The organism is Streptomyces sp. NPDC001514, assembly GCF_053597075.1.
Genome location: NZ_JBSFHO010000020.1, coordinates 1 through 21,615 on the forward strand (window position 1 = coordinate 1; position 21,615 = coordinate 21,615).

At 71.7% G+C, this 21,615-nt stretch carries 19 protein-coding genes, 1 other RNA gene and 3 pseudogenes; 12 read left to right on the forward strand and 11 right to left on the reverse strand.

The annotated features are described in order from the left end of the window. A pseudogene (locus tag ACWCXB_RS21400) lies at positions 1-100 on the forward strand (IS481 family transposase); the annotation flags it as partial. A gap of 183 nt (positions 101-283) precedes the next feature. Here the strand turns inward: ACWCXB_RS21400 and ACWCXB_RS21405 are convergent. After that, a complete protein-coding gene (locus ACWCXB_RS21405; protein WP_450725039.1) occupies positions 284-448 on the reverse strand; it encodes a hypothetical protein in 165 nt (54 codons plus the stop codon). 117 nt (positions 449-565) lie between these two features. After that, positions 566-1,774 (reverse strand): hypothetical protein, encoded by a 1,209-nt coding sequence (locus tag ACWCXB_RS21410; protein WP_450725040.1) that lies wholly within the window; start codon positions 1,772-1,774, stop codon positions 566-568. Between the two features lie 211 nt (positions 1,775-1,985). Here ACWCXB_RS21410 and ACWCXB_RS21415 point away from each other — a divergent pair. From ACWCXB_RS21415 to ACWCXB_RS21430, 4 genes and pseudogenes are all read left to right on the forward strand, one after another. Then, a pseudogene (locus ACWCXB_RS21415) lies at positions 1,986-2,389 on the forward strand (hypothetical protein); the annotation flags it as partial. A gap of 176 nt (positions 2,390-2,565) precedes the next feature. Next, a complete protein-coding gene (locus ACWCXB_RS21420) occupies positions 2,566-3,381 on the forward strand; it encodes a Nif3-like dinuclear metal center hexameric protein (protein ID WP_450725041.1) in 816 nt (271 codons plus the stop codon). Then, on the forward strand, positions 3,378-4,121 hold the full coding sequence (locus tag ACWCXB_RS21425) for a zinc ribbon domain-containing protein (RefSeq protein WP_450725160.1): 744 nt from the start codon (positions 3,378-3,380) through the stop codon (positions 4,119-4,121). The genes ACWCXB_RS21420 and ACWCXB_RS21425 overlap by 4 nt, the downstream gene beginning before the upstream one ends. Beyond that, positions 4,121-5,401, forward strand: a complete 1,281-nt coding sequence (locus ACWCXB_RS21430; RefSeq protein WP_450725042.1) for a bifunctional RNase H/acid phosphatase — start codon at positions 4,121-4,123, stop codon at positions 5,399-5,401. The genes ACWCXB_RS21425 and ACWCXB_RS21430 overlap by 1 nt, the downstream gene beginning before the upstream one ends. A gap of 563 nt (positions 5,402-5,964) precedes the next feature. On the opposite strand, the gene ACWCXB_RS21435 is transcribed toward ACWCXB_RS21430, so the two are convergent. Then, on the reverse strand, positions 5,965-6,474 hold the full coding sequence (locus ACWCXB_RS21435) for a hypothetical protein (RefSeq protein ID WP_450725043.1): 510 nt from the start codon (positions 6,472-6,474) through the stop codon (positions 5,965-5,967). Between the two features lie 443 nt (positions 6,475-6,917). Here ACWCXB_RS21435 and ACWCXB_RS21440 point away from each other — a divergent pair, with 443 nt between their 5' ends. Both ACWCXB_RS21440 and ACWCXB_RS21445 read left to right on the forward strand, forming a co-directional pair. Beyond that, positions 6,918-7,217, forward strand: coding sequence for a hypothetical protein (locus ACWCXB_RS21440; protein ID WP_450725044.1), 300 nt, complete (start codon positions 6,918-6,920; stop codon positions 7,215-7,217). An 11-nt stretch (positions 7,218-7,228) separates the two neighbouring features. Then, a pseudogene (locus ACWCXB_RS21445) lies at positions 7,229-7,381 on the forward strand (SAM-dependent methyltransferase); the annotation flags it as partial. Positions 7,382-7,928: 547 nt separating this feature from the next. Here ACWCXB_RS21445 and ACWCXB_RS21450 read toward each other — a convergent pair. Further along, positions 7,929-9,089 (reverse strand): RNA-guided endonuclease InsQ/TnpB family protein, encoded by a 1,161-nt coding sequence (locus ACWCXB_RS21450; RefSeq protein WP_450725045.1) that lies wholly within the window; start codon positions 9,087-9,089, stop codon positions 7,929-7,931. 148 nt (positions 9,090-9,237) lie between these two features. On the opposite strand from ACWCXB_RS21450, the gene ACWCXB_RS21455 reads away from it, so the two are divergent. Continuing rightward, complete coding sequence (locus ACWCXB_RS21455) at positions 9,238-9,987, forward strand: GNAT family N-acetyltransferase (RefSeq protein WP_450725046.1); 750 nt, start codon at positions 9,238-9,240, stop codon at positions 9,985-9,987. Positions 9,988-10,036: 49 nt separating this feature from the next. Here ACWCXB_RS21455 and eda read toward each other — a convergent pair whose 3' ends face one another. Next, on the reverse strand, positions 10,037-10,663 hold the full coding sequence (eda, locus tag ACWCXB_RS21460) for a bifunctional 4-hydroxy-2-oxoglutarate aldolase/2-dehydro-3-deoxy-phosphogluconate aldolase (protein WP_450725047.1): 627 nt from the start codon (positions 10,661-10,663) through the stop codon (positions 10,037-10,039). A gap of 69 nt (positions 10,664-10,732) precedes the next feature. Next, the gene (gene yaaA, locus ACWCXB_RS21465) at positions 10,733-11,515 is read right to left on the reverse strand and encodes a peroxide stress protein YaaA (protein WP_450725048.1); all 783 of its coding nucleotides are present in this window, start codon (positions 11,513-11,515) and stop codon (positions 10,733-10,735) included. Between the two features lie 236 nt (positions 11,516-11,751). Here yaaA and ACWCXB_RS21470 point away from each other — a divergent pair, with 236 nt between their 5' ends. Beyond that, entirely contained in the window at positions 11,752-13,191 is a 1,440-nt protein-coding gene (locus ACWCXB_RS21470) for an RNB domain-containing ribonuclease (protein WP_450725049.1), read from the forward strand. Here ACWCXB_RS21470 and ACWCXB_RS21475 read toward each other — a convergent pair. Then, entirely contained in the window at positions 13,142-13,960 is an 819-nt protein-coding gene (locus ACWCXB_RS21475; protein WP_450725050.1) for a hypothetical protein, read from the reverse strand. The two genes, ACWCXB_RS21470 and ACWCXB_RS21475, sit on opposite strands and share 50 nt — an antisense overlap. After that, the gene (locus ACWCXB_RS21480) at positions 13,957-14,736 is read right to left on the reverse strand and encodes a MerR family transcriptional regulator (RefSeq protein WP_450725051.1); all 780 of its coding nucleotides are present in this window, start codon (positions 14,734-14,736) and stop codon (positions 13,957-13,959) included. Before ACWCXB_RS21480 ends, ACWCXB_RS21475 begins: the two co-directional genes overlap by 4 nt. A gap of 229 nt (positions 14,737-14,965) precedes the next feature. Here ACWCXB_RS21480 and rnpB point away from each other — a divergent pair. From rnpB to ACWCXB_RS21495, 3 genes are all read left to right on the forward strand, one after another. Next, positions 14,966-15,365, forward strand: an RNA gene (gene rnpB / locus ACWCXB_RS21485) — RNase P RNA component class A. Between the two features lie 220 nt (positions 15,366-15,585). Then, entirely contained in the window at positions 15,586-17,931 is a 2,346-nt protein-coding gene (locus tag ACWCXB_RS21490; protein WP_450725052.1) for a DUF4132 domain-containing protein, read from the forward strand. Further along, a complete protein-coding gene (locus tag ACWCXB_RS21495) occupies positions 17,931-18,323 on the forward strand; it encodes a hypothetical protein (protein ID WP_450725053.1) in 393 nt (130 codons plus the stop codon). Before ACWCXB_RS21490 ends, ACWCXB_RS21495 begins: the two co-directional genes overlap by 1 nt. 173 nt (positions 18,324-18,496) lie before the next feature. Here the strand turns inward: ACWCXB_RS21495 and ACWCXB_RS21500 are convergent, their stop codons facing one another. The 3 genes from ACWCXB_RS21500 to ACWCXB_RS21510 form a co-directional block, all read right to left on the reverse strand. Then, positions 18,497-20,281 (reverse strand): glycoside hydrolase family 15 protein, encoded by a 1,785-nt coding sequence (locus ACWCXB_RS21500; protein WP_450725161.1) that lies wholly within the window; start codon positions 20,279-20,281, stop codon positions 18,497-18,499. A 251-nt stretch (positions 20,282-20,532) separates the two neighbouring features. After that, a complete protein-coding gene (locus ACWCXB_RS21505; protein ID WP_450725054.1) occupies positions 20,533-20,997 on the reverse strand; it encodes a hypothetical protein in 465 nt (154 codons plus the stop codon). A 304-nt stretch (positions 20,998-21,301) separates the two neighbouring features. After that, positions 21,302-21,610 carry a MazG-like family protein gene (locus ACWCXB_RS21510; protein WP_450725055.1) on the reverse strand — a complete coding sequence of 103 codons (309 nt, stop codon included), beginning with the start codon at positions 21,608-21,610 and terminating at the stop codon, positions 21,302-21,304. Between the last annotated feature and the right edge of the window lie 5 nt (positions 21,611-21,615).

Consider the following 21,615-nt stretch of genomic DNA (forward strand, 5'->3'; position numbering starts at 1 on the left):
AGACTTCCTCCACACCTACAACCACCACCGCTGCCACACCGCAATCGGAGGGCAACCTCCGATCAGCCGCGTCAACAACGCTGCGGGTCAATACAGCTAGGCCGTGGGCGCCTGCGGCGGGCTCATTGTGAGCCCGTCCGGCGTTCGAGGACGGACACGCGGGCCGACCGGACGGTACGGGTCGCATCCCGGGGGCCTGGGGGCCGGCCCCCGGTTCGCGAAGGGGCGGGGTGGGAAAGGCCCGCCGCAGGCGCACCCGAAACCCGCACCCACCCCCGCGGAGCTACTGCGTGCCGCCCGGGCGGCGGTGGCGGCCGTGGGACGGTGCCGTCGAGTCCTCCCTCGACGCCGCACCGCCCCGGTGCTTTCCGGAGCCGCCGCCTGCGGCCTGGATCGCGCCCGCCCCCTGCGGACGCGCCTCGGTCGTGTTGGTTCGGGCTTCAGACATGTGGGAAGTTCACCCCGTTGTGATCGCTGATTTCAGGTCGCAAGGGAGCCGGTCACGTCACGACACGTCACCGTCGGCATCCGGACGGTGCGGCTGTGTAGCCCCCCGCCGGGAAGTCTAACCAGGTGTCACTCGCCCGATGAGGGGCGCCTGCTGCAACGGCACGGGCCTGCACACGGAAGGACCCCCACGGCCCTCGCACGGTTCCCCACCTGCGGATTCCGCTTGTGCCGATTCGGTGATCACGGTGACCGGATCAGGGAGGAACGCGTCATCCGGGATCTCCACCCGGGCCACCCCGCACGGCACCGCCCCCGTCGCGTACGGCAGCCGCAGCGCCCCCTCCCGCGTCCACAGCCCGGCCCCCGTCAACCATCCTTCAGGGGCGGCGAGTTGGTGCATCCGGCGCTCCGACGGGCGCCACACCCCCACCCAGCTGCCCGCCGCCGCGTCGATCCGCAGCGCCACCGAACAGTTCTCCGGCATCAGCATCTGCCCGGGCTGGATCGCGAACGGCGTCACCGCCGCGTCGGCAAGCCGCAGGCACTCCGGGAACCGCACCGGCCGCAGGCTCCCCAGCACGCCCCACCCCAGCCGGTCGTGCCCCGCCGCGTCCGAGCGGATCAGCAGCAGGCCGCTCTCGGCGTCCGCGAGCAGCAGCCGGTCGTTGCTGTCCTCGGTGATCTGGAGCAGCGGCGTCACCTCGCCGCCCCGCTCCAGATCGACCGCGATCGCCTTCGTGATCCCGTCCGTCTCCCGGTCCAGGGCGAGCATCCGGCCCGTACGGTCCAGCCACACCCCACCCGAGCAGCGGCCGGGCACCTGGGCGACCCGCTCGGGCCCGAACGCCCCGCCCGCGACCAGCCACACCGCGGTCGAACGCTCGCCGGGCACCAGCGCGTACACACAGGTGCCGTTCGGGGACGGCGGGAGCAGGGTCAGTGTGGTGGACTCGACGGCACCGAGGGGCAGTTGGCCCGTGCCCGGTCCGGTCGGATAGAGCAGCGAGAACGTCTGCAGGCCCGCCACCCGGCGCCGGATCAGCACCCGCCCGTCGGCCATCGGCGCCACCTCGGCGTCGGGCTCCTCCGGCTGGTCCAGCGGCAGCGGAACGGCGTAAGGCTCGGGCCCGTCGAGCGTCCACCGCTCGGCGAAGCGCGCGTCTCCCGTGCCCGCGAGACGCGCCGCGTAGCAGCCGTCCGCGCTGATCGTGAACCCGTCACCGGTACCGGCGCCGAGGCCGGCGCCCGTACCCTCAGCCGCGTCCGTACGCCGTTCGGCTCCGTCGTCCCCGGCCGCGGTCTCCTCGATGGCACACGCTGTCATCGGCTGTTCACCTCCGGCCATCGAAGCTAGTTTTCGTACTTCCAGCCGAACAACGCAAGACAGCTCACTTCACACATAAGGGTGGCCGTGCGCCGGTTCGCCTGTGGGTGAGGGGGCGGCTGTGCTCTACGGGGCCCCCGTTAAGGTAAGGCACACCTAAGCAAACCCTGTCGCACCCCCGCTCCAGCAGGAGCACCCATGTCGCTACGCCGCCGTGGCCAAGCGCGTCGTCGTCCTCGACGTGGGGGAACTCGACAACGTTGCCTCGCTCGGCGTACAGCCCGTCGGCTACGCCCCGTCGGAGGGCGACGACGGCATCCCGTCGTACCTGAAGAAGGAGGCCGGCAGCCCCAAGAGCGTCGGCATGATCAACAACCTCAGTCTCTAGGCGATCGCCCAGCTCGAGCCCGACCTCATCCTCGGCAGCCAGCTGCGCGCCGCCGCCCGGCGAAGACCAAGCGCGACACCGCGCAGTCCAACCCGCTGGGGAAGAACCTGAAGGCGGTCAAGGCGGGCCAGGCCAAGGACGTTCCGGACGAGACCTGGTACCTCGGCCTCGGCGTCACCGCCGCCGACAAGGTCCTCGACGACCTGCGCGGCCACCTGGTCAAGTAGGTGCCGGTGCCGGTGCCGGTGCCGGTGAGCGGCGCCGGGGCTCTCCCGGTCCTCAAGCCGGTCCTGGAACGAAGACCACCGCAACCATCGATCGAGCAACCCCGACGGCGACCGGCCCCCTCCGCGGGAGCGAGCGCCGGTTCAGGCGCAGGGGCAGCCCAGGTAGCCTTTGCTTCGTGCCCCGTCTCTCTGAAGTCATCGCCGCGCTCGACGCCCTATGGCCCCCCGAGCGGGCCGAGGAGTGGGACGCCGTCGGCACGGTCTGCGGAGACCCCGACGCCGGCATCACGCGCGTCCTCTTCGCCGTCGATCCCGTCCAGGAGATCGCCGACGAGGCGATCGGCCTCGGCGCGGAGCTGATCGTCACCCACCACCCGCTCTATCTGCGCGGTACGACGACGGTCGCCGCCTCCCACTTCAAGGGCCGGGTCGTGCACAAGCTCATCAAGCACGACATCGCTCTGCACGTCGCGCACACCAACGCCGACACCGCCGACCCGGGCGTCTCCGACGCCCTCGCCGGCGCCCTCGACCTGCGCGTCACCGGCCCCCTCGTACCCGAGAACGGGCTCGGGCGGATCTGCGAGCTCGACCACCCCGAGACGCTGCGCGAGTTCGCGGCCCGCGCCGCGAAACGGCTGCCCGTCACCGCGCAGGGCATCCGGGTCGCCGGCGACCTCGACGCGATCGTCCGTCGCGTCGCCGTCAGCGGCGGCTCGGGCGACAGCCTCTTCGACGCCGTACGGGCCGCGGGCGTCGACGCGTACCTCACCGCCGACCTGCGGCACCACCCGGTGTCCGAGGCCACCCAGCACTCACCCCTCGGTCTGGTCGACGCCGCCCACTGGGCCACCGAATGGCCCTGGTGCGAGCAGGCCGCCGCCCAGCTCGACGAGATTTCCGACCGCCACGGCTGGGACCTGCGGGTCCATGTCTCGAAGACGGTCACCGACCCCTGGTCCTCCCACCACACCTCTGGAGCCCCCAACTGAACGCCGCGCCCGCCGACCAGATCAGACTCCTCGACGTCCAGGCCCTCGACGTACGCCTGTCGCAGATTGCCCACAAGCGCAAGTCACTCCCCGAGCACGCCGAGATCGAGTCGCTGAACAAGGACCTCACGCAGCTGCGCGACCTGCTCGTCGCCGCGCAGACGGAGGAGAGCGACTGCGCCCGCGAGCAGACCAAGGCCGAGCAGGACGTCGACCAGGTGCGCCAGCGCTCCGCCCGTGACCAGCAGCGTCTCGACTCGGGCGCGGTCACGTCCCCCAAGGATCTGGAGAACCTCCAGAAGGAGATCGTGTCGCTGGCCAAGCGGCAGGGCGACCTCGAGGACGTCGTCCTGGAGGTCATGGAGCGTCGCGAGTCCGCGCAGGAACGTGTCACCGAGCTGACCGACCGCGTCGCCTCCGTCCAGGCGAAGGCCGACGACGCGACGGCCCGCCGGGACGCGGCGTTCGAGGAGCTCGACGGCGAGTCCGCGACCGTCGCCAAGGAGCGCGAAGTCGTCGCCGGCAGCATCCCCGCTGATCTCCTCAAGCTGTACGAGAAGCTGCGCGAGCAGCAGGGCGGCGTGGGTGCGGCGCGCCTGTACCAGCGCCGTTGCGAGGGCTGCCACATCGAGCTCAACATCACCGAGCTGAACGAGGTGCGGGCGGCCGCGGCCGACACGGTCGTACGGTGCGAGAACTGCCGCCGCATCCTGGTCCGTACCTCGGAGTCGGGCCTGTAATGCAGCAACTGCAGGAGCTGATCGTCGAGGCCGACGGCGGCTCCCGGGGCAACCCGGGCCCGGCCGGTTACGGCGCGGTCGTGCTCGACCCGACGACGGGGGAGCCGCTCGCCGAGCGCGCCGAGTACATCGGCATCGCGACGAACAACGTCGCCGAGTACCGCGGTCTGGTCGCCGGCCTGAAGGCGGCGAAGGAGCTCGCCCCGGACGCGTCGATCCGCGTCCGCATGGACTCCAAGCTCGTCGTCGAGCAGATGTCGGGCCGCTGGAAGATCAAGCACCCCGACATGAAGCCGCTCGCGGCGGAGGCGGCGCGGATCTTCCCGCTGGGGCAGGTCCGCTACGAGTGGATCCCGCGCGAGAAGAACAAGCACGCGGACCGGCTCGCCAACGAGGCGATGGACGCGGGCAAGCGGGGCAGGCAGTGGGAGCCGTCCGCGTCTCGGGCGGCCCTCGCCGAGGACGCCCGGGCGGCGCGGGTCGTGGGCGACGCGGCGGCGGGCGCGGCGAAGGCGCGGGCCGCGCTCGCGGGTACGGCGGTGTCGGGTGCGTCGGTATCGGGCGCTGCCGTGCCGGGTGCGGTGGTGTCGGGCGCGGCGGTGTCGGCCGCGGCTCCGGCCCCGGCCACCCCAGCGGTGGGCTGGGGGCCCGCCGACCTCGGGGCGCCCGCCACGTTCGTCCTGCTGCGGCACGGCGAGACGGCGCTGACGCCGGAGAAGCGGTTCTCGGGGAGCGGGGGCACCGACCCGGAGCTCTCCGCGGCCGGTGAGCGGCAGGCGGACGCGGTCGCGACGGCACTGGCCGCCCGCGGCACGATCCAGGAGATCGTCTCCTCGCCGCTGCGGCGGTGCCGGCAGACGGCTGCGGTCGTGGGCAAGCGCCTCGGGCTCGACGTACAGATCGACGACGGGCTGCGCGAGACGGACTTCGGCGCGTGGGAGGGCCTGACGTTCGCGGAGGTCCGTGAGCGGTACGGGGACGACCTCGACGCCTGGCTCGCGTCCCCGAAGGCGGCGCCCACGGGCGGCGAGTCGTTCGCGTCGGTCGCCCGGCGCGTCTCGGCGACCCGGGACCGCCTGACGTCGGAGTACCGGGGCCGCACGGTCCTGCTGGTCACGCACGTCACGCCCATCAAGATGCTGGTCCGCCTGGCCCTGGGAGCCCCGCCGGAAGCCGTCTTCCGCATGGAACTCTCCGCGGCGTCGTTGTCGGCGGTTGCGTATTACGCGGACGGCAACGCGTCGGTGCGGTTGCTGAACGACACGTCGCACCTCCGCTGACGCCTCCGGCGGTGGGCGGGGTCTGTGCGGTGTGCCCGGCACCGGTGCGGGGTGCGGTGTTGCCCGGTGCCGGGTGGGCGTCCGGGGTGTCCGTCCTCAAGCGCCGGACGGGCTTGGTGCGGCTGCTGTGGGTGGGTGGTGGTGCGGTGCCCCTCCGGGCTCGCCTCCTCGGAAATCGGTGGGTACGGCGTCGTCCGGTACCACCGCCCGATTTCCTGCGGGGGCGACCCTGCACGGCCCCGCCCCGGGTCGCCCGCCGACTGCAGGTCGGGGGGTGGAAAACCATGCCCACCGGGGCGAGCCCCCACCGGCAACCACGCCCGGGGGTGCGTAGGGGTCGTGTAAAAGCGCCCGCAACTCGCGCGAAGCGCGGTGACCACGCGGCGGAGCCGCATATCGGATGCAGCGCAGTCCAGGACACGAGCCCCGGAGCGGCGGTGCGGGACGCTCGACGCCGCTTTGCGACCGCCCTGCCCGCGTCGGCCGGACCCGTAGACCACCGGCACCGGCCCGTTGTGGAAGTGGCCAGCCCGTTGAAGCCGGGCCAGGTGGGCGACTTTCTGTCAGGAGATCGTCCCTCCGGACGCCTCGATCAGCCAGTGCAACGAGCCGGTTCCAAACGGCCAGCCGGTTGTGGCCACATCGAACCAGCCGGTATCCGGCCCGCTACTACCGGCGTCCCACCACCACCAACTGCGGTCATCGCCTTCGCCGTCAATGGGGTCGAAGTAGTAGAGCCAGTTCGACAGTGTCCAGGGCCCTTGGGAGTGGGAGATCTTCTCCGCCGGGGTCATTGCTTGCCACTTCGCCAGCCAAGCAGCGGCATCCCAAGAGGGATCGGCCGATCGTTCGGGAGCGCATGCCTGTATGAACCACGGCGGCAGCAGCTGTGCCCAGGCTCCCTCGGCGGGCCATGGGTCCAGGTGCTCGACCACCCGCCCGAGCACGTCACGAGCACGCTCGACCACCGAGACCGGGTCATCGGCCGAGAAGTGCACTCGCACCACGAACGCCTGCTCATCGCGCTCCGGCCCAGTTCGGATCCGCCGGAGCTCGTTCACTGAAGCTTCCATGAAGAGGAGTGTGTCCCATGCGCGTTACCGCAGGCACAGGGCTCCGGAGGCCCTTTGGACCTGCGGAGTCGCTGCTGGTCACAGGGCTGCTTCTGCGTACTCGACGGCTTCCTGCCCACGGATGATCCACGGCGCTGGTGCCTACCCGCATGTGCCGGACCGGGCTGCGGGACGAGTCGTCGCGAAGAGGTGGGTGGTAGGGGAGCGCGAGCTCGGCAAGAACGTGGGGTGCAAGTTCACCCTGGTGGGCGGATGGAGCGGGCCACCAGTACGCGTGCGCGCGTGACGCCGACATGCCGGAAGCCGGTTCCGGGCCCAACGGTTTTTCGTTACATGAGGTGCCTTTGTTGAAGATTTGGACTTAATGGTGCATTTCGGATGCAAGCATCGACGAGTCCGACCCAGGCAGGCGCATCAGGCACCTGCCGTGAAAGGAGCACGGAATGCGGGTTTCCCGTTTTGCCGCCGCGCTGGGCGTCGCGGCCGCCGTCCTGTTGGGCGGCGCCACTGGTGCCAGCGCCGCCACCTCTGCGCCTTCGGTGGTGTCTCACGCCACGCACGACCGTGGTCACGACCACGGTCACGACCACGGTGACGACTACGGGCGCGGCGAGCGCGACGGCCGCTGGGGCCACCACCGCGGGGGCCACCGGCACCACGGTCACCACTGGGGTCAGCGGCACCACGGTCACCACCGGCACCACGGTCACCACTGGGGTCACGACCGCTACGACCACCGCTGACCGTCCTTGGGGTGCCCTCCCGCTGTTTGGGGAGGGCACCCCTTCCGCGCTCCGCCGAGATCTACGATCCGCTCGATTCCGACCGAAGCGATCTGGATCCGCGCATTGGTGTCGTGCAGGAGTTCAACGCGCGTCGGGTGCTGGAAATCGGCTGCGGGACGGGTGCGCGACACCCGTTTCAGGATCGGGGAGGTGGCTGAAGCCGTGGAGCCGACCGCCCAAGCCACAGCGGGTTTTCCCTCATCAACCGTCGCTGTTCGGTGCCTTGAGTACGTGAAGACAGTTTTCGACAGTTGGCCTGGGTGCGTGCTCAGACCGCGTGGAGCGAGCGGGAGCTGTCGGCCGTGATGCGGTAGGCGAGTTGAGGGCGAGTTGAGCGGCCGGACACCCCCGCGGCACGGGGCAGCCCCTGCCCCACCCGGGGTACGGGGTGGCACCCGTACGAACAAACCCCGCGCGGCAAGCCCGCGCGCTGTGGCAGCGTCGGTGCATGCCCTGGCACTTCACCCACGACGTCGAAGCCTTCCGCTGCGCCGCCGACGAGCACCTCTTCGCCCACCCCGGCCGCAACACGGTCCTCCTGACGGTCAGTCAACTTCTCGGCCGTAAACGACCGAGCTTGTTGACTGGGTCGTCCACACCTTGTCGCGCTCCCGACTGCCCCCTACGGCAGGACGGTCACGGGTCGCATCTACCAGCGAAAGGGGGTGTTCAGGTCCTTTGTGGTACGGGTTCGTTGACGAGAACCCACGCCGAGCGTGCGCGGTTGCGTACGTTGACCCCGGCGACGTGGTCGGCGGGGCCGGCGAGCCCGCACCGACGACAGCAGAAGGTGTCCCGGGTGGGACGGTTGTTCCTCGCCGTGTGCCCGCATCTGGGGCACATCTGCGAGGTGTAGTGGGCGTCCACCGCGATTACCGGTACCCCGGCCCGCCGGGCCTTGTACCGGATGTGCTCTTCCAGCTGGTGGAACGGCCAGGAGGAGAGCGCGGCCCGCTGGTCGCGAGAAGGCCGTACCCGGTCACGGATGCCACCCAGCTCTTCGAGGGCGATTCCGCGTCCGGTGCGTTGTGCGACGGCCACGATCTCCTTACTGATCCTGTGATTGACATGAGTAGCGTGCCGGGCTTCCTTCTTCGCCCGGCGTTTGGCCCGCCTGGCGGCGGAGCAGGTCTGCTTCGCCTGCAACTCGGCTCGCTTGCGGGCGTGCCAGCGCCGGTAGCGGCCAAGGCGGCGGCCCTGGTAGTTGGTCCCGTCGGACGTGGTGGCGAGGTTGGCGATGCCCCGGTCCACGCCGACCCAGTCCACCGGGTCGGTGTTGAGCGGCGCTTCCGGGATGTCGCAGGTGGCGACCAGGAACCACATACCGTCCCGGTGCACCAGATCCGACTCGCCCTTGCGGTATTTCTCGAGCATCGCCAACTGGTCGGGGTGCCCGGAGTACCGGACGCCCTTGATCCGCCCGGCCACCGTCCAGACGCTCACCGTTTGCGCGTCGTGCTGCCAGGACAGGATCCGGTCGTCATACGGCTGGGCCGCATCAGGCCGGAAGACGACCGGCTTCGACTCCGCACGCCTGCGCCGCTTCGATGCGGCCGGACCCAGGTTCCCCGCCCGGATGTTCGCACGCAACGTGGCGTAGGCGTCCACGACCTTCTTCACCACCCGTACAGCAGGCTGGGCAGCAAGCCCGAACTCCGCCTTGAGACGGGCGTAGACCAGCCTTTGCAACTCGTTGCGGGACGTGATGCCCGTCTCGTACGCCAAAACCGATACGGCATCAGCCGCCCGGTTGCACACGCGCAGGGTCGCCGTCAAAGCCGCCGCCACCTCGGGCGACGGCAACAGCTTCGCCTGCACCACGACCTTCACCCCTTCAACCTAACCGCCACCACTGACAACAGCCGAAAGCGCAGGTCACGACAGGCACGAAGGGAACTCCGCCGCTTCGCGGCTCCGCTCCAAGGACCCATTCCTCCCCGGCCTGAAGGCCGGGGCATCCTGAGAGAAATCAGGTGAAATGGTGCGCCGCCATGGCCCGTTCGTGTACGGGAAGGATGCTCCGGCGCGCTTCGGCTGGTGGCGCAGGACCACCGAAGGGCCCGTCGGTGCCGCGTACCTGCAGACGCCTCCGATGCCGCCCCAGCTGGGCGTCATGCCCGAGGAGGCCGCCCGCGAGCTCGCCCGGGCGCTCCGGGCGCTCCGGGACCGTGGCGGCGAGCCCCTGCCCGGCGTCACCGGCGAGAGCGCGAGCGCGCGGGCGTTCGCGCAGGAGTGGGCCGGCGAGGGCTACCGCGTCGACCACGAGACACGCCTGTTCCGGCTCGGCGAGCTCACCCCGCAGCACCCCGCCCCCGAGGGCCGCGCCCGCCCGGCGACCGCCGAGGAGATCCCGTTCGCCGCGGACTGGCTGAGCGCGTTCAAGGTGGACGTCGGGGGAGAGGCGGCGGACTTCACGGACGCCGCCAGGACCCGCGTCAGCGACGGGCGGTTGCTGTTCTGGGAGGCGGGGGGACGCCCCGTCGCGATGGCCGGGGTGTCACCGGTGGTCGCGGGGCAGGCCCGGATCGCCCCCGTCTACACCCCGCCCGAGCTCCGCGGCCGCGGCTACGCGGGCGCCGCCACCGTCGCTGCGACCCGCCTCGCCCAGCGCTCCGGCGCGAGCGAGGTGCTGCTCTTCACGGACCTGGCCAATCCCACGAGCAGCGCGCTCTACCAGCGCCTGGGGTACCGCCCGGTGACGGACCACCTGGAGCTGGTCTTCGGCTGAGCGCCGCGCTCGACTCGGCGTCGGGCTCGGCTCGGCCCCCCGCTTCGGCTCAGCCCCGCGCTCGACTCAGAGCCGCGGCCTCGCGCGCGAGGGACTCGACCCGCACCCAGTCCCGCGCCGCGAGCGCGTCCGGCGGCAGCATCCACGTACCGCCCACGCAGCCGACGTTCGGCAGCGCGAGGTACGACGGCGCCGTGGCGAGCGAGATCCCGCCGGTCGGGCAGAACCGGGCCTGGGGGAGCGGGCCGGCGAGGGACTTCAGGTACGGGGTGCCGCCCGCCGCTTCCGCGGGGAAGAACTTCATCTCGCTCACCCCGCGCTCCAGCAGGGCGACGACCTCCGAGGTGGTCGAGACGCCGGGCAGGAACGGCACGCCGGAGGACGCCATCGCATCCAGCAGCGCGTCGGTCCAGCCGGGGCTCACCAGGAACCGCGCCCCGGCCGCCACCGCGTCCGCCACGCCCCGTGGCGAGATGACCGTGCCCGCGCCGACCACAGCGTCGGGCACCTCGTCGGCGATCGCCCGGACCGCGTCGAGCGCGGCCGGGGTGCGCAGGGTCACCTCGATCCCGGGCAGGCCGCCCGCGACCAGGGCGCGGGCGAGCGGTACGGCGTCGGCGGCATCGTCGATGACGACGACGGGGACGACGGGGGCGAGGCCGAGCACGGAGGGCATGCGGTCATCGTGCCCGCCCTCACCGCCCTGCGCAACGGGCGTTGCAGAGGATGCAACCTCACGTTTCGTTCAGTGGATCTCGGTCACCAGCACGTCCAGCGACCACGCCTTCCCCGGCTTCCCCGGCGCCTCGACCTCCACCGTGTGGCCGAGGTCCCGCAGGGCCTCCACCAGCTCGCCCGGACCCTTCGGTGCCGCCCCCGCCTCCAGGAGGCTGCGCACGATCCGCCCCTTCGTCGCCTTGTTGAAGTGGCTGACGACCTTCCGGGTCGGGGCGTGCAGTACCCGCACGGTTGCCGTACGGCCCGCGACCTCGCCCTTCGGCCGCCACGCCGCCGCGTAGGCCGACGACCGCAGGTCCAGGACGAGCCCGTCCCCGGCGGCCTCGGGCAGTGCGGACGCCATCGGAGCCCGCCAGTGCGCGCTCAGCGCCCCGAGCCCCGGCAGCTTCACCCCCATCGAGCAGCGGTACGACGGGATCCGGTCGTCCACCCGGACGGCGCCCCACAGCCCGGAGAAGACCAGCAGCGAACGCCGGGCCCGCTTGCGGGCGGCCGCGTCGAGCGTGGCGAGGCCGAGCGCGTCGTACAGAACGCCCGTGTAGATCTCCCCGGCCGGTCGCGCCCCGGCCGTCAGCAGCTGCGCGTTCTTCGCGATCTCGCCGCGCAGCCCCTCGCTCAGCCCGAGCACCTCGCGGGCCTTCTCCTCGTCCCCCAGGCAGAGTTCGACCAGCTCGTCGAGCACCGCGGCCCGCGCCCCGGCCAGCCCGGGCAACGACAGCGACTCCGGCTTGAGCGGCGCCCCACGGCCGGAAGCGGCCTTGCCCTCCGACGGCGGCAACAGCACGAGCACGGCGGTTCTCCTCTACCTACGTACGTGAAGGGGGTGCGGCCCCCGCGCCAGCGTAGTCGGGCCACGCATCCCCCGGCCGTGCCACCGCCCGCCGCGGCGACGAGCGGGGCGCGCCCCGCCCGGCGCTGCGCGGTCCGCCTCCCACAGGCGTACGCCGCGGGCGCGGCGGGCCACGGGGGCGGCAGCCCCCGGATCGTCCGGTCGCCGCGGCGGTCCGGGGGCCATACGCTCGGTCCATGCCCCGCCGTCAGATGCATGTGATCTGCGCAGCCGAGGCTCCCCTGCGGGCCGCCCTGCGGGCGCTGCGCACGACGCTCGACGTGCCGGACGGCTTTCCGCCCGAGGTCCTCGCGGAGGCGGAGCAGGCGGCGCGCGAGCCCCGGCTTCCCGACCGCGATGCGACGGACGTCCCGTTCTTCACGATCGATCCGCCGGCCTCCGGCGACCTGGACCAGGCCATGCATCTGGAGCGCCGCGGCGGCGGCTTCCGGGTCCGGTACGCGATCGCGGACGTCGCGGCGTTCGTACGGCCCGGAGGCGCGCTGGACGCCGAGGCGCACCGTCGGGCGCTGACGCTCTACTTCCCGGACGAGAAGGTTCCGCTGCACCCCGCGGCCCTTTCCGAAGGCGCCGCGAGCCTGCTGCCGGAGCAGACGCGTCCGGCGCTGCTCTGGACGATCGACCTCGACGCGGACGGCAGGGTCGTCACCACCGACGTGCACCGTGCCCTCGTACGCAGCCGCGCCAGGCTCGACTACGAGGGGGCACAGCGGCAGATCGACACCGGCACCGCCGAGGAACCGCTCGCACTGCTCAAGGACATCGGGCTGCTGCGGGAGCGGCTGGAGGTCGAACGGGGCGGGATCTCCCTCAACGTGCCCGAACAGGAGATCGTCGAGCAGGACCATGCGTACGCACTCCGGTTCCGTGCGCCCCTCCCCGCGGACGGCTGGAACGCCCAGATCTCGCTCCTCACCGGCATGGCCGCGGCCCACCTCATGACCAAGGCAGGCACCGGCATCCTGCGTACCCTGCCGACCGCACCTGACGGCGCGGTCGCCCGGCTGCGCCGCACCGCCAAGGCCCTGCACATCGACTGGCCGCACCACGTCTCGTACGCGGAGGTCGTCCGCTCCCTCGACCCCTCGAACCATCGGCACGCCGCCTTCCTGCAGGAGTGCACGACGCTGCTGCGCGGCGCGGGCTACACGGCGTTCAGCGGCGGCCGGCTCCCCGTCCCGGCCGTCCACGCCGCCGTCGCCGACGCGTACACGCACTGCACCGCCCCGCTGCGCCGGCTCGTCGACCGGTACGCGGGCGAGCTGTGCCTGTCCGCCGTGGCCGGCGAGGAGCCGCCCGCGTGGGTGCGGGATGCCCTCGACGTACTGCCGAAGGAGATGGCCGAGGGCTCGCGGCGCGCCAACATCGTCGAGCGCGAATGCGTGGACATCGTCGAGGCCGCCCTGTTGAGCGGGCGGGTCGGCGAGCTCTTCGACGCGTTCGTGATCGATGTGAAGGACCACGAACCGGACGTCGGCACCGTCCAGTTGCAGGACCCGGCGGTGGTCGCCCCCGTCGAGGGCGGCGGGGCCGAGCTCCCCCTCGGGGAGGCGCTGCGGGTGCGGCTCATGCAGGCTGACCCGGGGGCGGCGAAAGTGCAGTTCGCGCCTGCGTGAGGGCGTGCAGGAGGGCCCGGGAGTCGTCGGCGTGCAGGCGTACCGTACGGACCTGACGCTCCCGCCCCAGCAGCCCTACCGCGGTGACGGGCTCGGACAGTTCCAGGGTGAGGGAGGTCTGCGAGGCGACGGCCAGATTGAGGACGCCGTCCTCCTTCTTCTCGTGCGTGAAGAGCAGCTCGTACGAGACGGAGGCGATCCGCTCCAGCGGTATGCGCACGTCGACATGGGCCGCCTGGCGCAGTCTCAGCGTGTCCGCGGACAGCGTGTGCGGGCGGGTGACCGAGGCCGCGTACACCCCGATCACGAAGAGGACGGTGTACACGTCGAGGACGAGCACGATCGCGTGCACGATCGGCCAGGAACTCAGCAGGTACGACATCCCGACGCTCTCGACGACACAGACGAAGCCGAAGCCGAGGAGGAGGGCGGCCCGGTCACGGGCGTGCCCGAAGGCCTGGTCGCCGGGGCCGACGCCGTCGCGGCGCCGCGTCACCCACAGGACGACGCTCCACATGATCCGCAGCTCGTGCCCGGTGAGCCGGAGCACCGGCTCGGGCACCAGCTCGCCCACGGCTTCGCGGGTGCTGCGGCCCTGCCGGCGCAGCCGTACGAAGACGGCGGCTCCGGCCGCCGGCAGGAGCAGCGAGGCCGCCTCGGCGGCGGCGAGAACGGGGCCGGAGATCCGTACCCCGGCCAACAGGCAGACGGCGACGACGAGTTCGGCGGGCAGCGCGGCGTACGCCGCCCCCCTGAGCAGCCGCTTCACCGGGCACGCTCCACGACGAGGCGCAGCGAGCGGCGTACGGCCTCGGCCTGGGCGGGGGAGAAGTCGGCGTAGAACGCGTCGAGGAACCCGCTCTCCGGCACGGCACCGGCGTCCGCGAGGTGCGCCGCGACCTCGTCGGGCATGCAGTCGGCCAGTGCCTGCGCGGCTTCGCCGACCCGCGGGTCGTCCGGGGCCGCGTCCGCGAGCGCGTCGAGCATTCCGTACACCTCGTACGCGCGCTCCGCGGCTCCCGGCGTCTCGGTCATCCGCCGCATCGCGCCGAGCAGCCGGTCCCGCTCCTCGGCGGACGCGACGGTGTCCAGGAGGGCGAGCAGTTCGCGGTCCTTGGCGGCCATGGGGGACTCGGGGCGTCCGGCGGTGGCCTCGGCGAGGGTCCCGAACAGCGCCGACAGCTCGTCCGACACCGGCCCCTCGGCCGTCATCCGGCCGTCCCGCGCCTGCGCCAGCAGCTCCCCGAGCCGCCGGCGGCGCTCGCCCAGCTGTTCCTGCTGCCGCGCGAGGTCCTGGTCCAGTTCCTCCAGCACCTCCACGACCTCCCTCCCCGCGTCGTCGGCGAGCACGTCCCGCACCTCGTCGAGCCCGAGCCCCAGCTCGGTCAGCCGCCGGACCCGCGCGAGCAGCACGGCGTCCCGGACCGAGTAGTCCCGGTAGCCGTTCGCCTGCCGGGTGGGTTCGGGCAGCAGCCCGAGGTGGTGGTAATGCCTGATGGCCCGCGGGGTGACCCCGACCATCGCGGCGATCTCTCCGATACGCATGGCCCCAGTAGAAACCCTGACGCTGCGGCAAGGTCAAGCGAGGCCGTGCTCCGGCGCCGGAAGCGCCCCGGCTTCCATGATCGTGTGCCACGGTCGAGGGAAATACTCCCCATCTCAAGGACGGCCGGTGCAGCGATGTCCCAGTCCGGCGAGCGACCGAGGAAGGAGCGCGACATGAGTGCCATGCCGCAGCCTCCGCCCCGCCGGGTAGCATGGTCGTCACGGCAGACGAGCCGGGCGGACGGCCGCGACGGGATCCATGATTCCGCCGAGGAACGTCCGGGCTCCACAGGGCAGGGTGGTGGGTAACGCCCACCCGGGGTGACCCGCGGGACAGTGCCACAGAAAACAGACCGCCGGGGACCTCGGTCCCCGGTAAGGGTGAAACGGTGGTGTAAGAGACCACCAGCGCCTGAGGTGACTCAGGCGGCTCGGTAAACCCCACCCGGAGCAAGGTCAAGAGGGGACGTCCTCGGACGTCCCTGCGCGGACGATCGAGGGCTGCCCGCCCGAGTCCGCGGGTAGACCGCACGAGGCCGGTGGCAACACCGGTCCTAGATGGATGGCCGTCGCCCCGACGACCGCGAGGTCCCGGGGCACAGAACCCGGCGTACAGCCCGACTCGTCTGCCACTGTGGTCCTGACCAGGGGAAATATCCCGGCCGGGACCACTGTGCGTCGCGCGTGAACAGTCGCGAGGATTCTTGCGGTTGATCGGCTTGTCAGTCCGGTCTGCCACCATCCCCGCATGTTCTACGACGCTCTGGTGGCCGCATCCCGTAGGAACGACTCGCTCGACGGCATGAGGTCCGTCGCGCTCGACCGCGTGCGCCGGCAGCGAGGTGCCTGATGGACCCCGCAGCCCTGCTGATGCGTGCGCTGACCGACCCGGACTTCGAGCTCGGGGAACGGTGGCCCGATCTGTCGCAGATCTCCGACGAGGAACTCGGCGACCTTCTCCCGGCGGCCTACCGTGTGGGCCGTTCCGCCCCGCACACGACGATGAGGGTCCGCTTCGCGGTCGAGGAGGCGGGCAAGGAGCGGCAGCCGCGCTATACGCCCGACGCCTGCCGCCGGATGTTCGAGGCGCTCGTCGCGCGGAGGGAGGCGCGCGACTGGGCGGATCTCACGCTGGGGGCGGGCGCGCTGGTGCGGTGCACAGGGCCGTGGCCCGAGCTGTCCGAACCCGCCCGCACGCTGGTCGAGTTCCTGCTGAAGAAGGACGATGTGCGCCAGCCGTACGCGCTGCTCTCGATAGCGGGGCTCGCGGGTGGCGAGACGCTGCGAGCGGCCGTGGAGCGCCTCGGCCGGAACGAGGGGCCCATTTCCTTGGACGAGATCACCGTCATCACCGGCCTCACTCCGGCCGAAGGGGCGTTGCTGTCCGAGATCGAACGGGCCAACTCGTACACCTCACCGCCGACCCTCCCGGATGCGTGGCGGAGGCTCGCCGACATCCCTGCCTACGCCACCTACGCCCGCCGCGCGTTGGAAGCGGCTGCCGACCGCGCCGACGCGATCCACGCGGGCGCGATCCCGTACCACGCGGACAAGGCGTTCACAGCCCGCGAGGTCGTTGCGCTCGGACATGCCGCGCGGGTGGCGCTGCTGCGCGACGAGCCGTGGCTGCCGGAGTTGCTCGACCGACTGCTGCCCGGGATCGCGGTCGCCCCGACGACCGCGAGAACCGTGCCGTCGCAGGCGCTGCTGTACGAACTGGTCCGCGCCGCGCAGGACTTCCCGACACCCGAGCTGGTGACCGCGATCCGCACCGTGCGCCGGACTGTCCGGCACGCCGGGGTGCCCAAGCAGCTCGACAAGATGCTCAAGAAGGTCGAGGCGGCCCTGGCCGAGCGGACCGACGTGGCGCTACGGCTGCCGAGGCTGGAGTTCGACACTGCATCCATCAGCGGCTCCGCCGCGGGCGGCGTCCTGCGCCGGACGGCCGGCGACTACCAGGCCGTCGTCATGGTCACCGAGACCGTCACGCTGACCTGGGAGAAGGACGGCCGCCCGCTGCGCAGCGTCCCGGCGCCGGTCCGCCGCGACCACGCCGCCCTGGTCAGGGAGCTGCGTGACCTGGTGAAGCGGGTGGGCGTCCAACTCGGCACCCTCGCACGGGCGCTGGAGGGCGGCTTCACCGTCGACGCCGTCCATCCCTACGGATGGTGGCGCGCCGAGCTGGCCGGGCATCCGCTCGCCCGGGCCGTCGTGCGCCGGCTGATCTGGGAGATCGAGGTCGCGCCCGGCGACTGGCGAGCGGTCCTGCCCGAGGCCGAGGACCTTCCCGACGCGCCCGACGACGCCTCCGTACGGCTCTGGCACCCCATCCGCTCCGACCCCGGCACCGTACGGGCCTGGCGGGATCTGCTCACCGAGCGCCGGGTCCGGCAGCCGTTCAAGCAGGCGTTCCGCGAGATCTACCTCCTCACCCCGGCCGAGGAGGAGACCCGCGTCTACTCCAACCGCTTCGCCGCGCATCTCGTCCACTACCACAGGATGTTCGCGCTGTTCCGGGCCCGGGGGTGGACGAGCGACCGCCTCGGCCCCTGGGACGGCGGGGGCGAGGACGCGGTGGCCGAGCGGACCCTGGCGGCGGGGGAGTGGCGGATCCGCTTCTTCCACGCCCTCGCGGACCGGGCGGGCGACGACCTGCTGGCCGCGACCGATCAGGTGCGCTTCACCCGCCGGGTGGACGGCGTCCGGCGGGAGGCGCCGCTCGCCGACGTGCCCCCGCTGGTGTTCAGCGAGGCGATGCGGGACGTGGACCTCTTCGTCGGCGTGACGTCGATCGCCGCCGATCCCGACTGGACCGACCGGGGGCCCGAGCGCGCCTACTGGGAGCGGGCCGGGTTCGCCGAGCTGACCGCGAGCGCCGAGGCGCGCCGCGACGCGCTGGTACGGATCCTGCCGCGCCTGAAGATCGCCGACCGGTGCTCGCTCGACGGCCGCTTCCTGGTGGTCCGGGGCGGACTGCGCACGTACAAGATCCATCTGGGCTCGGCCAACATCCTGATGGAGCCGGACGACGCCTACCTGTGCATCGTCCCGTCGCGCGGCAGGGCGGACGGCCGGGTGTTCCTGCCTTTCGAGGACGACCGGCTCTCACTCATCCTCAGCAAGGCGTTCCTGCTTGCCGCCGACACCGAGATCACCGACGAGTCCATCCTCACGCAGATCAAGCGAGGTGCCTGATGGCCACCGTGACGTTCCGGGACGAGACCGCGACGGGCAGGCCGGTCGCCGAGTGGAAGGTCGCCGGGCTGCCGCAACGGATGACCGTACGGGAGCTGATCAGGCTCCGGGTCCGCGACGAGGTCGCCCGGTTCAACGCATCCCCCAGCGATCGCTTCCACGGCCTCGTCCGCCCCGACGACGCCGAGGCGGAGCTGAACGGCTACCGTCTCCGCGAGCCCCGGCGCCTCGACTGGGAGCGCCAGGCCGCGATCGCCGAGCGCGCCTTCCTGTCCAACGGATTCTTCGTGCTGGCCGGGGATCGCCAGGTCGAGCACCTCGACGAAGACGTGGATCTCACCGCCGATGCCGGCCTGGTCTTCATCAAGCTCGTCGCCCTCGTGGGCGGCTGAGGGCTCCCGGCGCGGGTCACCCCGGTCGGCATGATCCGGCGCTGGATCTCGGCTTCCTCCGCGGGGGCCACAGCTCGGGCTATCGGCACGGTCGCAGCTCCACCGTGCCCGCGTGGTTGCGAAGGCGGGCCGGTCGACGGGACCGTCACCCGTCACTTGCTGCCTCCCACCCGTCACCCCAGCGCCTTGTCCAGGTTGAACGCCGCGCTGATCAGGGCCAGGTGGGTGAACGCCTGCGGGAAGTTGCCGATCTGCTCGCCCGTGCGGCCGATCTCCTCCGCGTACAGGCCGAGGTGGTTGCCGTACGTGAGCATCTTCTCGAACGCCAGGCGCGCCTCGTCCCGTCGTCCGGCGCGGGCGAGCGCCTCGACGTACCAGAAGGAGCAGATCGAGAACGTGCCCTCCTCGCCCCGCAGGCCGTCCGGGCTGGCCTGGGGGTCGTAGCGGTAGACCAGCGAGTCGGAGACGAGTTCCTCGCCGAGCGCGTCCAGGGTGGAGAGCCATTTCGGGTCGGTCGGGGAGATGAACTTGGTCATCGGCATCATCAGGACGGACGCGTCGAGCACGTTGCCGCCCTCGTACTGGACGAACGCCTTCCGGTCGGGCGACCAGCCGCGGCGCATGATCTGCCGGTAGATCTCGTCGCGCACCTTGGCCCAGCGCACCATGTCGGCGGGGAGCCCCCGGTGCTGGGCCATCCGCATGGCCCGTTCGATCGCCACCCAGCACATCAGTCGGGAGTAGAGGAAGTTCTTGCGGCCGCCGCGGGTCTCCCAGACGCCCTCGTCGGGCTGGTCCCAGTTCTCGCACACCCACTCGACCAGGTCGCAGACCGTGTCCCAGTGCGCGCTGGAGATGGGCTCGCCCCACTTGTCGTAGAGGTAGATCGAGTCGATGAGCGCGCCGTAGATGTCCAGCTGCAGCTGGTCGACGGCGCTGTTGCCCACGCGTACGGGGGCGGAACCCAGATAGCCCTCGAGGTGGGCCAGCTCGCGCTCGGGCAGCCGGCGGCGGCCGTCGATGCCGTACATGATCTGCAGCGGTCCCGAGCCGGTGCAGGAGGTGCAGACGTGCTCGGTCAGGAACCCCATGAAGGCCTTGGCCTCGTCGGTGAAGCCCAACCGGAGCAACGCGTAGACACAGAAGGCCGCGTCGCGGATCCAGACGTACCGGTAGTCCCAGTTCCGCTCGCCGCCGACCTGCTCGGGCAGGCTCGTCGTCGGTGCGGCCACGATGGCGCCGGTCGGTGCGTAGGTGAGCAGCTTGAGCGTCAGGGCGGAGCGGTGCACCATCTCGCGCCAGCGTCCGCGATAGCGACACTGGGACAGCCACCGCCGCCAGTACCGAACGGTTGCCTCGAAGTGATCCTCCGCCTCGGCGACGGGACAGGCCCGCGGCCGCACCTCGCCGCCGACCCGGTCGAGCGCGAAGACGGCGGTCTCTCCCTCGTGCAGCTTGAACAGCGACCACACGTCCCGGCCGTCGCTCTCGACCGGAACGCTGGAGGTCAGCGCGAGGGTGAACGAGGGCGACTCGAAGACGGGATAGCCGTGCTCGGTACGGACGGTGTGCGGCTGGGACCCGTACTCGAAGCGGGGCGCCACGACCGCGCGGAACGGCAGCGACCCGCGCACGCAGATCACCCGGCGGATCAGCCGGTGCCGACCGGCCTCGCGCGAGTCGTCGACGATGGGCATGAAGTCCTGGACCTCGCCGACGCCGTCGTCCGCGAAGAAGCGGGTGATCAGCACGTTGGTGTCGGGGAAGTAGAACTGCTTCGTGCGCGTCGGTACGTCCGGGGCGAGCTCGAATGAGCCTCCCCGCTCGGCGTCCAGGATCGAGGCGAAGACGCTGGGAGCGTCGAACCGGCCGCAGCAGTACCAGTCGATCGTGCCGTTCGTGCCCACGAGCGCGGCGCTGCGCAGATCCCCGATGAGCCCGTGCTCGGACAGGGGCAGATACCGGGGGCTGCCCGAGCCCCCGGGGCCACGGGCCGCACCCGGGGCCTCTTGGGTGGTCTCGTTGGTCACAGCCTCAGCAGTCACGGGTCGGTCCTCCCTCTGCCTGGTGGCATGTGCGACCGCACGTCCGCAGTTCATAGTAGTTCGGCCGTGTACCAACCGGTTTGTTCGGTATGTTCCCCCAGGTCAGAAGGGTGGGGCGGCGCCACCCGTGCCATGGGTGCCGCCGCCCCGGGAGGAGCCGGCCGTCAGAAGACGAACGGACCGGGGTTCTGCGGAGTCGTCGCGTTGCAGGTCGCCGTGATGCCGAGGACCACGACCGTGAGGGACGTCGCCTCAAGGCTGTCGCCCGCGGCGACGGTCCCGTTCAGCGGCCCGGTGGACACCGGGCCGCCCGCCGGGATCGCGGGGTTGGCGTTGCCGGTGAACGTCGCCGTGCCGGAGCCGTTCTTCGTGAGGGTGAGGGTGGACCTGACGGAGTTCGCGGAGATCGGGATGGGGGCGGTGATGGCGGAGGTGGAGACGGTGATCGTCGCGGCCGTGCCGTCCTGGGTGGCCGTGAGGGTCGCCTCGCCGGAACCGTACGAACCGCAGTCGAACGAGAGCGTCGCCGTCGTCGGCTCGACGGCCTGGGCCGCGGGTGCCACGGCGAGCGTGCCGGCGGCCAGGGCGGCTGAGAGAACGGTGGCGGTGCGGAGTGTGCCGTGCTTCATGGGGGGTCCCGCCTTCGTGTGTGGGGGGCACGGGATGGCGTCGCCGACTGCCACTGCTTGCTCGCGACATCCGTCCACGGAGGGGCTGATGGGCAGTCAGTGACAGTTGTCATTGGTGCAGCAAGCCCTCGAGAACGCAAGGCCGTTCACATGAACATCGGCATGCAGCGGTCCGATCAGGCCACCGGCGCGCGGACGGAACGTCAGCGCCGCGCGCCGCCTTTCTGGGGCGGATCGGAGAGCAGTCCGGATCCGCTGCCGGAGGTCCCAGCGTTCGACCCCCTACGACGACCGCGCTGACCCCCTACGACGACCGCGCTGCCACACCGCGCAGATGGTCCTCGAACACCTGCGGGGCCTCGGGGTTCAGCGTGCGCAGCGCCACCATCGCCGTGACGATCACATCGCACAGCTCGGACTCCACGTCCTGCCAGGTGTGCGTGGTGCCCTTGCGCGGGTTCTGCCCCGTGGCGCCGATGACCGCCTGCGCGACCTCGCCGACCTCCTCCGACAGCTTCAGCACACGCAGCAGGGTCTCCTGCTCGGGCGCGCGGTTGGCCGCCGCTTCGAGCCAGGCGTGGAGGCGTTCGACGGTGTCCCAGACGCTGTTCATCAGGG